This is a genomic window from Micromonospora sp. NPDC047762, assembly GCF_043204655.1.
Lineage (GTDB): Bacteria > Actinomycetota > Actinomycetes > Mycobacteriales > Micromonosporaceae > Micromonospora.
Map to the genome: position 1 here is coordinate 257075 of NZ_JBIDCQ010000008.1, position 13373 is coordinate 270447.

Sequence of the window (13373 nt, forward strand, 5' to 3'; positions counted from 1 at the left end):
GAACGGAGATGATCAGGGCCTTGAGCGCTGATTCACGAAAGTCGGATATAGACCACTTCCTCGGGTCGACCGGTCAAGCTGCTGACGAGTTCGATCGGCTAAGCGAGACGGTGACGTCCGACGCTGATTTCCTCGCATTCATGGAGGCATTTCTGCGAGATGATTACTTTACGGACTGGGAGGGGTCGATCGAGGAATACCTGGACAGGATCCTTTCCTGGTTGCGGTCAACGGAGGGCCGACGACGCATGGCGGCTTATTCGAACGAATTTTCGGCAATGGCGGCGGCGTTCTATGCCGGCATCGCAAAAAGTAAATGATGAAGCGGTTGGAAAAAGTCAGGTACCGGTAGTTTGCGGCAGATGGGCCGGAGCAAGTTGCGGGCGGCGGGCAGCATGGGGCGGCATGGAGCTCCTGCTGCTGCCGTTCCGGTGGATATACCGGGCCTTGGTGTGGTTCGCCAACTCGCCCCGCACGCTGATCACCTCGTACCTGCTGATGATCGTGGTGGCCGGTGTCATCTACGGCGAGGTCGAGGAGCGCAGCCCGGCCGACGCCGTCTGGTGGGCTGTGGTGACCGCCTCCACCGTCGGGTACGGCGACATCTCGCCGACCACCTGGGCGGGCCGGACGCTGGCCGCGCTGCTCATCTCGACCATGGTGCTGCTGGTCATCCCGCTGATCACCGCGCACTTCGCGAGCCGGCTCATCGTCGACGACAACGCCTTCGAGCATGAGGAGCAGGAACAGCTCAAGGCCGACGTGCGCCGGATGCGGGCGCTGCTGGAGGAACTGGCCGCCCGGCAGGGCATAAATCTGCCCCCGCTACCGCCGACCCAGCCGGTCAACGGGGCGGGCAGCGAAGCCCCTCGCGGGGGACCGTCAGGTCGATCAGGTACGCGTCGACAGCGTTGGTGATGCAGGAGGTCTGCGGGTAGGCGGTGTGCCCCTCGCCCTCCCAGGTCAGCACCCGACCGACACCCAGCATCGACGCGAGCCGTGGGGTCTGCTCGTACGGCGTCGCCGGGTCGCCGGTGGTGCCGACCACCACGATCGGCGGTGCGCCGTTCGCCTTCCCGGTCGGGTAGGGGTCACGCCCGCCCGGCCATTCGACGCAGCTCAGCATGCCGACCGCCAACGCCGGCCCGAACAGCGGGTATTTTCCGCGCCACTCGGACTGCAACTGCCGGATCTGCTGCCGGCTCGGTTTTTCCGTCTCGTCGGCGCAGTTGATGGCCAGGTTGGCGTCGAACAGGTTCGAGTAGTGCCCGTTGTCCTCCCGGCCGGCGTACGCGTCGGCGAGTCGGAACACGTCCTTCGGGTCGCCCTCGGCGAGCTTGTCGATCGCCTGGGCCAGCTCCTGCCAGCCGGATTCGGTGTAGAGCGAGGAGATGACGGCGTAGAACACCCAGCCGGCGGTGGCCTCCCGCCCGTCGTCGCCGCGTACCGGGGAGACCTTGGCCTTGTCGATGGCCGAGGTGACAGCGGCGCGGGCGTCCGGGGCGATCGGGCAGCGGCCGGCGTTCGCCGCGCACCAGCGGGTGAAGTTGGTGAAGGCCCGTTCGAAGCCACGGGCCTGGCTCTCCGAGCCCTCGACCAGCCGCTGCTGCGGGTCGACAGCGCCGTCGAGCACCAGCGCCCGCACCCGCTGGGGGTAGAGCTGGGCGTACGTGGCACCGAGCAGGGTGCCGTACGAGTAGCCCAGGTAGGTGAGCTTGTCGTCGCCCACGGCGGCGCGTACCGCGTCCATGTCGCGGGCGGCCTGCTCGGTGCCGTACAGCGGCAACTGGTCGCCGTAGCGGTCGCCACAGCCACGCCCGATCCGCTGGCTCAGACCGACGAAGCCGTCGAATGCCGACTGGCTCGCCGGGTCCGGGTCGAAGCCGAAGCTGGCGTCCAGGTCGGCGTCGGAGATGCACTTCACCGGGCTGGAGCGGGAGACCCCGCGCGGGTCGAAGCCGACGATGTCGAAGCGCTCGGTGATCGAGGCGGGCAGACCGCCGAACTGGGAGCCGAAGGAGAGGTAGACGGCGGTGTCGACACCGGAACCGCCTGGGCCGCCCGGGTTGATCACCAAGGAGCCCACCCGGTCGCGCTGCTTGGTGGACCGGGCACGCAGCAGGGCGATCTCGAAGGTCTGCCCGGCACCCGGGCCGGCGCTCGCCCCGTTGCCGGTGCCCCAGTCACGGGGCACCTGAATCCGCGTGCACTCGTAGCGCATGTTCGGTGCGCTCCGCCCGACCAACTCGTCGGGCACCTCCGGGCAGGGCCGCCAGTTCGGCGCGCTGCCGGTCGGGGCGGCCGCGCCCTCCACCTCGGTGCGGGGCGCGAACGCCGGCAGTGTGCAACCGGCGGTGAGCAGCGCGGCGACGACGAAGGCGGCCAGGGTGCGACGGCCCCGGCGGCTGGACGCCCTCCGAGGCTGGTCGGCGGTGCGGATCACGTAGTCCTCCGGAATCGGGTCGACGGCCAGGCTACGCCGAGCCGGTGGCGGCTCGGTCCACGGTGGCCGTCGGGTCGCCGCGCAGCACCTGGTCCACGTCGAAGCGGATCGGCCGGTCGAGCTGGTCGTAGCGGCAGGATCGGGGGTCGCGGTCCGGGCGCCACCGGACGAACTGCGCGGTGTGCCGGAACCGCTCGCCCTCCATGGCGTCGTAGCCCACCTCAACCACCAGCTCGGGGCGCACCGGCTCCCACTCCAGGTTCTTCGTGCCGGTCCACCGGCTGACTCCACCGGGGATGCGTTGGCCACGCTCGTGGTCGCCGTGCACCCACGGGTGCTCACCGGCGATGTCCCGATAGGGCGCCAGCTCGTCGAGCAACTCGGCGCGGCGGGCCATGCTGAACGACGCGCTCACGCCCACGTGGTGCAGGACCCCGGCGTCGTCGTACAGGCCGAGCAGCAGCGAGCCCACCACCGGGCCGGACTTGTGCCAGCGGAAGCCGGCCACCACCGCGTCCGCGGTGCGGGCGTGCTTGACTTTGAACATCAGTCGCTTGCCCGGCTCGTACGGCAGGTCGGCCGGCTTGACGATCAAACCGTCCAGCCCGGCGCCCTCGAAGACGTCGAACCAGCGCCGCGCGGTGTCCGGGTCGGTGGTGACCTGGGTGACGTGCACCGGCGGGCGCACCCCGGCCAGCGCCTCGACCAGCCGCTCCCGGCGGCGCGGGTAGGGCTGGTCGAGCAGGGCCTCGTCACCGATCGCCAGCAGGTCGAACGCGACGAAGTCGGCCGGGGTGGTCTCGGCCAGCATCTTCACCCGGGACGCGGCCGGGTGGACGCGCTGGGCCAGCAGCTCGAAATCCAGTCGGGGCTGGGCGCTCGGCCCGTCGCGTCGAATCACGATCAACTCGCCGTCGACGGCGCACCGCGGCGGCAGCTGCCGGCGGGCCTGCTCGACCACCTCGGGGAAGTAGCGGGTCATCGACTTGCCGCCCCGGCTGGCCAACTCGACCTCGTCGCCGTCGCGGAACACGATGCACCGGAACCCGTCCCACTTGGGCTCGTAGGTCACCCCGGGCGTGGTGGGTAGCTTGGGAACGCTCTTGGCCAGCATCGGCTCGACCGGCGGGTTGATCGGCAGGTCCACGCCGACCAGTCAATCAGACGGTACCGACAGTCGTGAGGCAGATCACCGTGCACGGCGGGGCGGCGTGTCCCCCCGCGCGCCGCTCGTCCCGACCGGGCGAATCAAATAACCCCAGGTCAGAGCTACTTTCGCGAGGTGTCCGAGTGGGTCTGTGACTGCTGCGGGCGGTGGCGGGTGAGCGTCGAGCTGATCCGGGGCCGCCACCGCTTCCGGCTGACCCGCCGCTATCCGGAGCGGTTCGGCGGCGGCCGGAACGTGCTCGGCGAGGTGGGTTCGGTGCCGGAGCTGGAGGAGCTGCTGCGGCGGCGTACCCCGCTCACCCTGGCCGACCTGCGCGAGGCCGCCTGATCCGCGCGGCGGCGGCGCGCGGGCAGGAAATGCCCGGCCCGGGTGCCTCCTCCACTGAGGAGGGACGGACGGCGGTGAATCTCGCTGTCACAATGCTCTCGGCGGCCTCGTCTGCACCCGTGGCGGTGCCGAGCGGTGCCGCCGGGGAGGGGACACCATGCGGTTCGAGGCCGATACCGAGATCGCCGCGGATGCCGAGCAGGTCTGGGCGGTGCTTGTCGACGTGCCCCGCTGGCCCGAGTGGACGGACTCGGTGACCCGGGCCGAGCGGGGCGAGCCGGGGCCGCTGACCGTCGGCGCTACCGCGCGACTGACCCAGCCGAAGCTGCGGCCGGCCCTCTGGCGGGTCACCGAGCTGACCGACCGACGGGAGTTCGTCTGGGTCTCCGACGCGCCGGGTGTGCGGACCACGGCAGAACACCGGCTTCTGCCGCTGCCCGACGGGCGCACCCGCGTCGAGTTGGCCTTCAGCCAGTCCGGCCCGCTGGCCGGCCTGATCGGCCGGCTGTACGGCGGGCTGTTCCGTCGTTACGTGCGGATGGAGGCCGACGGGCTCAGGCGTCGTTGCGAGCGGGGCTGACGGCCGGCTTCTCCAGCACCGCCAACGGGATGCCGTTCGGGTCCGGGCGGTGCGCCACGATCCGGTAGCCGTGCCGCTCGTACAACCGCAGGTTGCGCGCGCTGTCCGCCCCGGTGAACAGGGTGAAGCGGGCCGCCCGGCCGGCGCAGGCCCGCTCGATGGCGGTGAGCAGTCGCGCCCCGACACCCCGCCCCTGCTGGTCGGGGGCGACCGAGAGGCGGCCGACGTGCGCCGTGTCCCCGTCCAGGTGGGCCCGCACCGAGCCGACCAGCCGGTGCCTCAACCGGGCCGCGAGCACGATGCTCGGGCCGGCCAGCACCGCCGTGACCTCGTCCAACGTCTCGGTCAGCGGAGGCAGGAACGGATCGCTGTAGTGCTGCGCCTCGGTCAGGTACGCGGCGCGCTGGACGGTGAGGATCTCGCCGGCGTCCACGACACCGGCTGGAACGATGCTCGCCTCTGCGTTCATCGGGGCAGCACACCACAGCCGCCGTCGCCATCGACGGGCGGCCCGACCGCGCCGGCCGTACCCTGGCCGTGTCCGGTCGAGGTCAAGGGGGAGAGGTCGAGGGGGAACGGTGGCCGAGCTGACGTACCCGGAGGTGGGGTCGACCCGGCACGGGCCGTTGCCTGGCGGGTACCACCACCTGCGCCACCGGTATCCGTTGCCCGGCGGCTGCTTCGAGACCGCAGCCGACGCGGTGTTGAGCTGGCGGCTGCACCGCGCCGCCGGTGTCCGTATCCGCACCGACGCGCCGCGGGCCACCACAGGTGTGCTGGTGGCCTCCGGCCTCGGCGTCGGCCCGGCCCGCCTCTGGGGGCCGTGCCAGGTGGTCTGGAGCGTGGACTCACCAACGCTCGCCGGTTTCGGTTACGGCACCCTGCCCGGGCACCCGGAGCGGGGTGAGGAGGCGTTCGAGGTCGTCCGCGACGACGCCGGCGCGGTCTGGTTCGAGGTCCGCGCGTTCAGCCTTCCGGACCGCTGGTTCACCCGCGCCGGCGGCCCGGCGGTGAGGGCCTTGCAGCACACGTACGCCTGGTGGCTCGGCCGTACCCTGCGTCGGCTGTGCGCGGGTCGCTGAACGCCCTCGCGCCGCAGCGACTCAGAACCGGGCGAACGAGCGGATCGGGGCGCGGGGGCCGTACTTCGGTGCCCGGATGCCGGCCGCCTCCAGCAGCAGACACACCCGGCCCCGGTGACCTCGGAACGGCTCCAGCAGGGCCATCATCCGGGCGTCGTCGCCCCTCGGTTCGCCAGCGAGGGCCCAGGCCACCGTGTTCGGGATGTGGTAGTCGCCGACGCTGACCGCGTCCGGGTCGCCGTACGCGATCCGGACCACCTCCGCGGCCGTCCACGGTCCGATGCCGGGGATCGCGGTCAGCCGGCGGGTGGCGTCGGCTGCGTCGGTGCTGCGCTCCAGGCGGTCGGCGAGCGCGGCGGCGCGACGGAGCGTGTCGGCTCGGCGTTGCTCCACCCCGAACGGGTGGAACACCCAGTACGGGGCTGCGGCGACGGTGGCGGCCTCGGGCGGAAGGAGCAGCGGCTGCAACGGGCCGGGAGCCGGCTCCCGGAAGTGCCGCACCATCGCCGCGTACGCCCGGTAGGCCTCCTTGCCGGTGACCTTCTGCTCGAAGACCGCGCGCAGCAGTCGGGGGAAGACCTCCCCGGTGGCGGGCATCCGCAGCCCCCGGTGCTCCCGGGCCAGCCGGGCGACCAGCGGGTGCGCCGCGGCCAGGTCGGTGAAGCCGGTCAGGTTGTCGCGCAGCCCGGCGATCGCGTCGGCGCGGGCGAGGACGTGCTCGGCGCCGGGCCCGTACCCTTCCGCGAGCAACTCGCCGCCGGCCGGTCGCAGCGCGAGCGTGGCCGGACCGTCCGGGGTGCGGGTGGCCCACCAGAAGGTGCCGGCCGCCACCCGGGCGCACGGGTCGTACGGGCTGAAGGTGAGGGCGCGGACCGAGGCGATCAGCCGGTAGCCGACCGGTGGGTGCAGCACCCTGGTCGCGGCGGGTCCGGTCTCGGTCACCCCGCTACTGTGCCAGGTCACGTGCGGGCTGACGAGCGGCCGTATCGGTTCCGCCCGGGGTTGAGGAGCTTCGCGGGGGTACGTTCGGCCGACTTTCCCGGTGTGGTTGATCACCCGAACGGCCAGGATTATCTCGGCGAACCCTCGCATACCGCCCTTATGCCATTTTTGGCGGTGGGTCAGGTATCGATCATGTGGTTGTTTGATGGCCTGCAGGTAAACGAGTGCCTCGGGCCACCTGCGCAGTGTCAACGGGGGATCTGTGGAAGGGCATGCAGTGATGGCTGCGCGAGTCTGTGTCGAATCAACGCGAGTGGGATTTCACCCTGCTGCCCGTCCGCAGGGCTGACGGGTGCCCGCTGACGAGGCGGCCGTCCCGAGCGGACGGCGGCCCAGCGCATGATCGCCCTGAAGGTCTATCGACTCCTACCGTCGTCGGCGCGGCGACGGCTGCTGGGTCTGCTGCCCGCACACCGGCGGATCGGCCTGGTGCAGACGCTCTCCCGCCCGCGCGGCAGCGACACCGTGCATCACCTCGGTGCCCGGGTGGCAGTGACCGACGGCGGCGTTCGGACCCGGGCCGAGGTCGTCGCCACGGCGACCCCGTTGCAGCAGTGGCACCGCAACCTCACCGCCGTCACCACGGCGCTGCACGCCGCCGGCATCGAATACCACTGCATTCGTAACGACGACCACCTGCGCAGCACCGTCGCGGTCCTCGACGACCAGCGGACGGCGGTACGACGCCTGATCCGCTCCGCGCCGGAACTGTCGGGCGCGGACGTCCGGGTGGTGCAGGTCCAGCCCCGTCGCGATCAACCGGACGGCACCCCGACCGAGGTGATCCAGGTCTGCTTCCCGGTGACCGACGCCCGCGCCGGAGTCGTCCTCGGCGCCCAGTTCGCGTGCGAGATCGAGTTCTGGAGCCGGCACGGGGACATGGTCCGCGCTCCCCGGCGCAACGGGGTCGTCGACGAGGCCCCCGCCCGGGCCCAGCCGGTCCGGGTGGCGGCGGCGCTGATGAGCCACTTCGTGCCCGAGGCCGACGACCACACCTACGGCACCCGACGGGATCTGGCCGTCCGGGCGCCGGACCGGGTCGGCTTCCCGATCGACGCCGTCTACACCTGGGTGGACGGCGCCGACCCGCAGTGGCTCAAGCGCAAGTCGATGGCGCTCGACACCCCCGGCGGCCCGTTGCACGCGGTCGCGGCCAACTCCTCGCGCTACCACAACCGCGACGAGCTGCGGTATTCGATGCGGTCGCTGCACAGCTTCGCGCCCTGGCTGCGGCGGATCTTCCTGATCACCGACAGCCAACTGCCGAGCTGGCTCGACCCGAGCCATCCGATGATCACGATCATCTCGCACGCCGAGCTCTTCGCCGACCTCGGTGGCCGGTCGTCGTACAACTCGCACGCCATCGAGTCCCGACTGCACCGCATCGACGGACTGGCCGAACACTTCCTCTACCTCAACGACGACGTGTTCCTCGGTCGTCCGCTGCTGCCGAACCACTTCTTCCACGCCAACGGGATCGCCAAATTCTTCCCCTCGCCGGCCCAGTTCGGCCTGGGGGAGGCGAAGCCGGAGGACCCGCCGGTGAAGGCCGCCGGAAAGAACAACCGTCGGCACATCCAACGGCAGTTCGGCGTGACCATCACGCAGAAGATGAAGCACACCCCGTTCGCGCTGCGCCGCAGCATCATGCAGCAGATCGAGGGCACGCTTCCGGACGAGGTGGCGGCCACCGCGCGGCACCGGTTCCGGCACCACGGCGACCTGTCCATCCCGTCGTCGCTGCACCAGTACTGGGCGTTCCTGACCGCGCAGGCCGTCCCCGGCGACATCGAGTACGAGTACGCCGACCTGGGTCACCCCTCGACCCCCGCCCGGCTGGCCGAGCTGCTGGCTCGTCGCAACCGCGACGTGTTCTGCCTCAACGACACCGACTCCGACCCGCTGTCGTTCGCCGAGCAGGAGCGGATGCTGGCCGACTTCCTGCCGCGCTACCTGCCCTTCCCCGCCCCGTTCGAGCTGCCGGACGACGTGGTGGCGGAGCGGCGGAACGTGGGCGCGGGGGAGCTGTGGCGGCGTTCGTACCGCCCGGTGCTGGATGCCCGTCGACGCGCCCCGGTCGACGCGCCCACCATGCCCAACAACATGCTCAACACGGTCAGCGACTTCAAAGCCGTCCTGCTCGGGCGCGACGAGTGAGCCCGCACCCGGCCGACGCGCCGATGTTCCCCCCGCGTTTCCCGCACCCTCTCCAGTGGAGCCCAGAGTGGTAGACCCCGCCCCGCAGGTCACGATCATCGTTCCGGTCTACAACGTGGTGGACTACCTGCCCGAGACACTCGGGTCGATCGCGGCGCAGACCGTCTTCGGCCAGTGCCACGTCATCCTGGTCGACGACGGCAGCACCGACGGCTCCGACCTGCTGGCCAAGCAGTTCGCCGCCGAGCACCCGAACGTGACCGCCCTGCAACAGCCCAACAGCGGGCCCGGGGCGGCCCGCAACCTGGCGCTCGACCTGGCCGACACGCCGTACGTGGCGTTCGTCGACTCCGACGACCTGCTGCCACCGCGCGCCATCGAGGTGCTGCTCAAGGCGATCGTGACCCACCGGGCGAGCATCGCCGTCGGCGACATGGACACCTTCCCGAAGCCGACCGCGTTCCTGTGGAAGAAGCCGTTCGGCAAGGGTGACCGGCTGCTGGAGTCCGTCGTCGACGCGCCAGATCTGATCTTCGACGCCGGCCCGTGCCACAAGCTGTACGACCTCGCCCAACTGCGCCAGCACGGTTTCCGGTTCCGCGAGGGGGTCCACTTCGAGGACGCGTTCCTGGCCATCCCGATGCTGCTCAAGGCCGAGCGCATCGCCCTGGTCGACACGGTGGTCTACCAGTACCGCAAGCGCGCGGTCAGCAGCTCCATCATGGACAACCTCTTCGTCCGGGAGCAGAACTTCTGGGATCACCTGGAGCTGTGCGAGACCCTGGCCGACCTGCGGCCCGACCTGGACGTGTTCCGCCGCGAGGTGCTCGAACGGTGGCTCGTCCGCAGCTACCAGGGCTTCGCCATGCGGGCGCACACCCTCTTCGAGGACGCCGACCTGTGGAAGATCTTCGAGAAGTGCACCCGGATCTACCAGGACATCGATCCCGCCTTCATCGCCCACTGGACGATCGACACCCGGCACCGCGTCCCGTACCTGGCGTTCAAGTTGTACGACTTCGAGTTGTTCGCGCGTCCCTGGCAGCGGCTGAGGGGGGTCGTCGCCTGCGGCGGTGACCTGCACCTCGACTACCCGGTGACGCCGGCGCTGCTCCCGCTGACCAAGGTGACAGCGGTCGGGGTGCGGCTGGAGCAGACGCGGCTCACGTCCTCGGGGGAGACGCTCAAGGTCTCCGGACACCTGGTGGTCAACGGTCTGCCGATGCGTGCGCCGCTGAGCACGCCGATGGGGCTGCGGGTGCGGGGCAGCAGCCTCACGGTGCCGGTCACCGCTGAACGACGGGCGGACCTCAAGGCCGGAGACGACGACCGGGAGTGGTCGGGCTTCTCGGCGGAGCTGCCGATCAGCAAACTGCGTGGCGGCCAGCACGCGCTGCGGCTGGTGTTCCTGACCGCGACCGGGCAGGCCTCCCGGCACTGCCTGATCTCGGCGGCCTACCTGCGTGACGCGACCCTGAAGCTGGCCGGCAACACCCGGGTCCTGCCCACGTTCAGTGGGCGGGAGAACGCGGAGCTGCTGGTCCAGCGCAAGGCCGGGGTGGCTGGACAGCGCCGGTGGCGACGCCTGATGCTCCGCAAGGACCTGCGGCACGCGGCCTCCCGGGGCCCGTTCTGGAAAGAGCGGCTGCTGCGTACGCTCACCGCGCCGCTGATGAGCCGACGCGACGTGTGGCTGGTCGGCGAGCGCACCGACACCGCGCAGGACAACTCCTCGCACCTGTTCCGGCACCTGCGGCAGGTGGAGCGTCGGCGCAACGTCTACTACCTGTTGGCCAAGGAGAGCCCGGACCGGCCCCGGTTGCAGGGATTGGGCAACGTGGTCACGCACGGGTCGTTGCGACACAAGTTCCTGATGTTGCACGCCACCAAGCTGATCAACTCGTACGACATCGACTCCTACATGCTGCCGTCCAGTTGGGAGCGGTCGCCCTTCCTCAAGCACCTGAACTGGCGGATCGCCCCCACCCGGGTGTTCCTCGACCACGGGGTGATCGAGAAGGACGTCAGCGCCGGTGTGCACCGTGGCCGGGCCTCCTTCGACCTCTTCGTGACCTCGGCCGACCGCGAGGCAGAGTACGTGGCGAAGGACCTCGACTACGGCGACATGGTGGCGAACACGGGCCTACCCCGCTTCGACGCGTTGATCCCGGACCGGGGCCACCGTCGCATCCTGTTCATGCCGACCTGGCGCACCTACCTCGTCACCCCGTCGTACAACAAGGCGGCCCGGCCTCGCGTCGCCTTCGAAGGCTCCGCATACCAGATGTTCCTCGCCGGGTTGTTCGGTGACGAGCGGCTGCGGCAGGCGCTGCGGCAGTACGGGTACACCCTCGAACTCCTGCCGCACTACGAGATGCGCTCGCTGCTGGCCGGGCTCGTACCGACCGACGACTGCTTCGCCATGGCGGACCAGACCAGCCGGACGGTGCAGGACGCGCTGCGCCAGTGCGACCTGTTCATCACCGACTACTCCTCCACGGCCTGCGACGTCGCCTACCTCGGCACCCCGCTGATCTACGCGCAGTTCGACGCCGAGGAGTTCTGGACCATCGGGGGCTACAAGTTGGGGTACTTCGAGCATCGGGAGGACGGGTTCGGCCCGGTCTGCGAGACCGCGTCGGAGACGGTGGACGCGATCATCCGGTACCTGGAGAACGGGTGCGTCCGTGAGGAGGAGTACACCCGCCGGGCGACGGACTTCTTCGTCACCCAGGACCGCAACAACTCCCAGCGGGTGGCCACCGCCATCGCGGCGCTGCCGGGCCCGCAGCGGTGAGCGGCCCGACGCCCCCACCGGGGGAGCCAGCCCGGGCGCTGGCCGAACCCACCGGGTTCGTGGAGGTGTACCGCCGGGTGCTGAGCCCGCAGACCCGGCGGGCCATCGCGACGAAGGTGAGCCCCCGGGCCCGGCACCAGCTCAAGCAGTGGGTCGCCCGGGCCGCGCGGGACGGGCACCTCTCCGAGCGCCGGGGCGAACGGCTGGCCCGCCGCCAGCCGGAGTTGCTGGCCGGCGCGGACCGGGTTGTCGTCACCGCCGACCGGGGACCCAGGGTGGCCCGGATCGGGGCGGTCACCCCCCTGCTGGCACGACTGGACAACCTCACCGCGGTGACGGCGGCGCTCGACGAGGCCGGCGTACCCCACTTCCGGGTACGCGGCGAAACCCACCGCTCGTCGGTCGTCGCCGTCGACGACGCGCACCGCACGCGGGCGTACGCCGCACTCGCCGCCGCCTGCGGTCGGGTCCCTGGCTACGTCGGCGTGCCGAACGACACCGGGCAGCCGGCGGCCGGCTTCGAATCGAAGACCTGGGACCGGCTTGCCGACGCCGCGGTGTTGCGGCTGACCTGGTACTGGACCGACCCCCAGCGGCGGCTGGTGCTGGGGCAGGCGTACGGGTGCGACGTCGAGTTCTGGACCCGGGACGGTGACACCCTCGTCGCCCCGCGGCCCAACGCCGTCGCCGAACAGGTGAGCGTGGCGGCGCCGCTGGTCCTCGTACCGGAGTCGCGGTTCACCGGCCTGGCACCCGCCGCCGCACCCGCGACCGCCTGGACGCGTCCGGAGTTCGCCGCACCGCGCCCCGACGACGTGCCGTTCCCGGTCGACGTGGTCTACACCTGGGTCGACGGCACCGACCCGGCCTGGCTGCGCCGACGGGCAGAGGTGGCCGGGGTGCCGTACCACGCGGAGGCGGCGAGCGCTGCCCGCTTCCTCAGCCGCGACGAGTTGCGCTACTCGCTCCGATCACTGCACCTGTTCGCGCCCTGGGTGCGCCATGTCTACGTGGTGACCGACGACCAGGTGCCGGCCTGGTTGGACCCGTCCGCCAGCGGGCTGCGGGTGGTCAGCCATCGGGAGATCTTCACCGATCCGACGGTGCTGCCGACGTACAACTCGCATGCCATCGAGAGTCAGCTGCACCACATCGACGGGCTCTCCGAGCACTTCCTGTACTTCAACGACGACGTCTTCCTCGGCACCGAGGTGCTGCCCCAGGACTTCTTCCTGGCCAACGGCATCTCCCGGTTCTTTCCGTCGCCGGCGCTGGTGCCGCCGGGCCCGCCCGCCGCCGGGGACATTCCGTCGTCGGCGGCCGGGAAGAACAACCGGGCGTTGATCGCGGAGCGGTTCGGCACCGTGCTGACCCAGAAGATGAAGCACATGCCGCACGCGCTGCGGCGAAGCGTGCTCCAGGAGATCGAGCAGACGTTCCCGCAGCAGTACCGGCGGACCGCGGCGAGTCAGTTCCGCAGCATGGACGACCTGTCGGTCGCCTCGTCGCTGCACCACTACTACGCGTTCCACACCGGTCGCGCGGCACCGGGCAACCTGCGGTACACCATCGCCGAGCTGTCCCACCCGGACACGCCCGCCCGGTTGGCGCACCTGCTCGCCCGTCGGGATCGGCAGGTGTTCTGCCTGAACGACGCGTTCTCCGTCGAGGAGGACCTCGAGGCGCAGATGGCGCTGCTCATCCCGTTCCTGGAGACGTACTTCCCGGTGCCGAGCCCGTGGGAACGGGCCTGACCCACCCCGGACACGGCGGTGGCCGGTCGCGCCCTCCCCGGCAACGACCGACCACCGTGCCCT

Annotated in this window: 12 protein-coding genes; 8 read left to right on the forward strand and 4 right to left on the reverse strand. The window is 70.9% G+C overall.

Annotated features, from left to right (window positions below; all coding sequences use genetic code 11):
* Positions 1-20: 20 nt before the first annotated feature.
* Together ACGF3C_RS24505 and ACGF3C_RS24510 are read left to right on the forward strand one after the other, a co-directional pair.
* Positions 21-320 carry a hypothetical protein gene (locus ACGF3C_RS24505; RefSeq protein ID WP_357226781.1) on the forward strand — a complete coding sequence of 100 codons (300 nt, stop codon included), beginning with the start codon at positions 21-23 and terminating at the stop codon, positions 318-320.
* Positions 321-405: 85 nt separating this feature from the next.
* Positions 406-918: a potassium channel family protein gene (locus tag ACGF3C_RS24510; RefSeq protein ID WP_393225477.1), complete on the forward strand. Its 513-nt coding sequence runs from the start codon at positions 406-408 to the stop codon at positions 916-918.
* On the opposite strand, the gene ACGF3C_RS24515 is transcribed toward ACGF3C_RS24510, so the two are convergent.
* On the reverse strand, positions 845-2386 hold the full coding sequence (locus tag ACGF3C_RS24515; RefSeq protein ID WP_393225769.1) for an alpha/beta hydrolase: 1542 nt from the start codon (positions 2384-2386) through the stop codon (positions 845-847). The two genes, ACGF3C_RS24510 and ACGF3C_RS24515, sit on opposite strands and share 74 nt — an antisense overlap.
* 88 nt (positions 2387-2474) lie before the next feature.
* Positions 2475-3590: an ATP-dependent DNA ligase gene (locus ACGF3C_RS24520; RefSeq protein WP_393225480.1), complete on the reverse strand. Its 1116-nt coding sequence runs from the start codon at positions 3588-3590 to the stop codon at positions 2475-2477.
* Between the two features lie 135 nt (positions 3591-3725).
* Between ACGF3C_RS24520 and ACGF3C_RS24525 the strand changes: the two genes are divergently transcribed.
* Together ACGF3C_RS24525 and ACGF3C_RS24530 are read left to right on the forward strand one after the other, a co-directional pair.
* Positions 3726-3938, forward strand: a complete 213-nt coding sequence (locus tag ACGF3C_RS24525; RefSeq protein ID WP_393225483.1) for a hypothetical protein — start codon at positions 3726-3728, stop codon at positions 3936-3938.
* 157 nt (positions 3939-4095) lie between these two features.
* The gene (locus ACGF3C_RS24530; RefSeq protein WP_357201443.1) at positions 4096-4518 is read left to right on the forward strand and encodes an SRPBCC family protein; all 423 of its coding nucleotides are present in this window, start codon (positions 4096-4098) and stop codon (positions 4516-4518) included.
* Here the strand turns inward: ACGF3C_RS24530 and ACGF3C_RS24535 are convergent.
* Entirely contained in the window at positions 4493-4987 is a 495-nt protein-coding gene (locus tag ACGF3C_RS24535; RefSeq protein ID WP_393225487.1) for a GNAT family N-acetyltransferase, read from the reverse strand. The two genes, ACGF3C_RS24530 and ACGF3C_RS24535, sit on opposite strands and share 26 nt — an antisense overlap.
* A 109-nt stretch (positions 4988-5096) precedes the next feature.
* Between ACGF3C_RS24535 and ACGF3C_RS24540 the strand changes: the two genes are divergently transcribed.
* A complete protein-coding gene (locus tag ACGF3C_RS24540) occupies positions 5097-5600 on the forward strand; it encodes a DUF1990 family protein (RefSeq protein ID WP_393225490.1) in 504 nt (167 codons plus the stop codon).
* A 21-nt stretch (positions 5601-5621) separates the two neighbouring features.
* Here ACGF3C_RS24540 and ACGF3C_RS24545 read toward each other — a convergent pair whose 3' ends face one another.
* Positions 5622-6542, reverse strand: coding sequence for a DNA-3-methyladenine glycosylase family protein (locus ACGF3C_RS24545; protein ID WP_393225493.1), 921 nt, complete (start codon positions 6540-6542; stop codon positions 5622-5624).
* Positions 6543-6941: 399 nt separating this feature from the next.
* Here ACGF3C_RS24545 and ACGF3C_RS24550 point away from each other — a divergent pair, with 399 nt between their 5' ends.
* From ACGF3C_RS24550 to ACGF3C_RS24560, 3 genes are all read left to right on the forward strand, one after another.
* Positions 6942-8759, forward strand: coding sequence for a stealth family protein (locus ACGF3C_RS24550; RefSeq protein ID WP_393225495.1), 1818 nt, complete (start codon positions 6942-6944; stop codon positions 8757-8759).
* A 67-nt stretch (positions 8760-8826) separates the two neighbouring features.
* Complete coding sequence (locus ACGF3C_RS24555; RefSeq protein ID WP_393225498.1) at positions 8827-11556, forward strand: CDP-glycerol glycerophosphotransferase family protein; 2730 nt, start codon at positions 8827-8829, stop codon at positions 11554-11556.
* The gene (locus tag ACGF3C_RS24560; protein WP_393225501.1) at positions 11553-13310 is read left to right on the forward strand and encodes a stealth family protein; all 1758 of its coding nucleotides are present in this window, start codon (positions 11553-11555) and stop codon (positions 13308-13310) included. Before ACGF3C_RS24555 ends, ACGF3C_RS24560 begins: the two co-directional genes overlap by 4 nt.
* Positions 13311-13373: the final 63 nt, after the last annotated feature.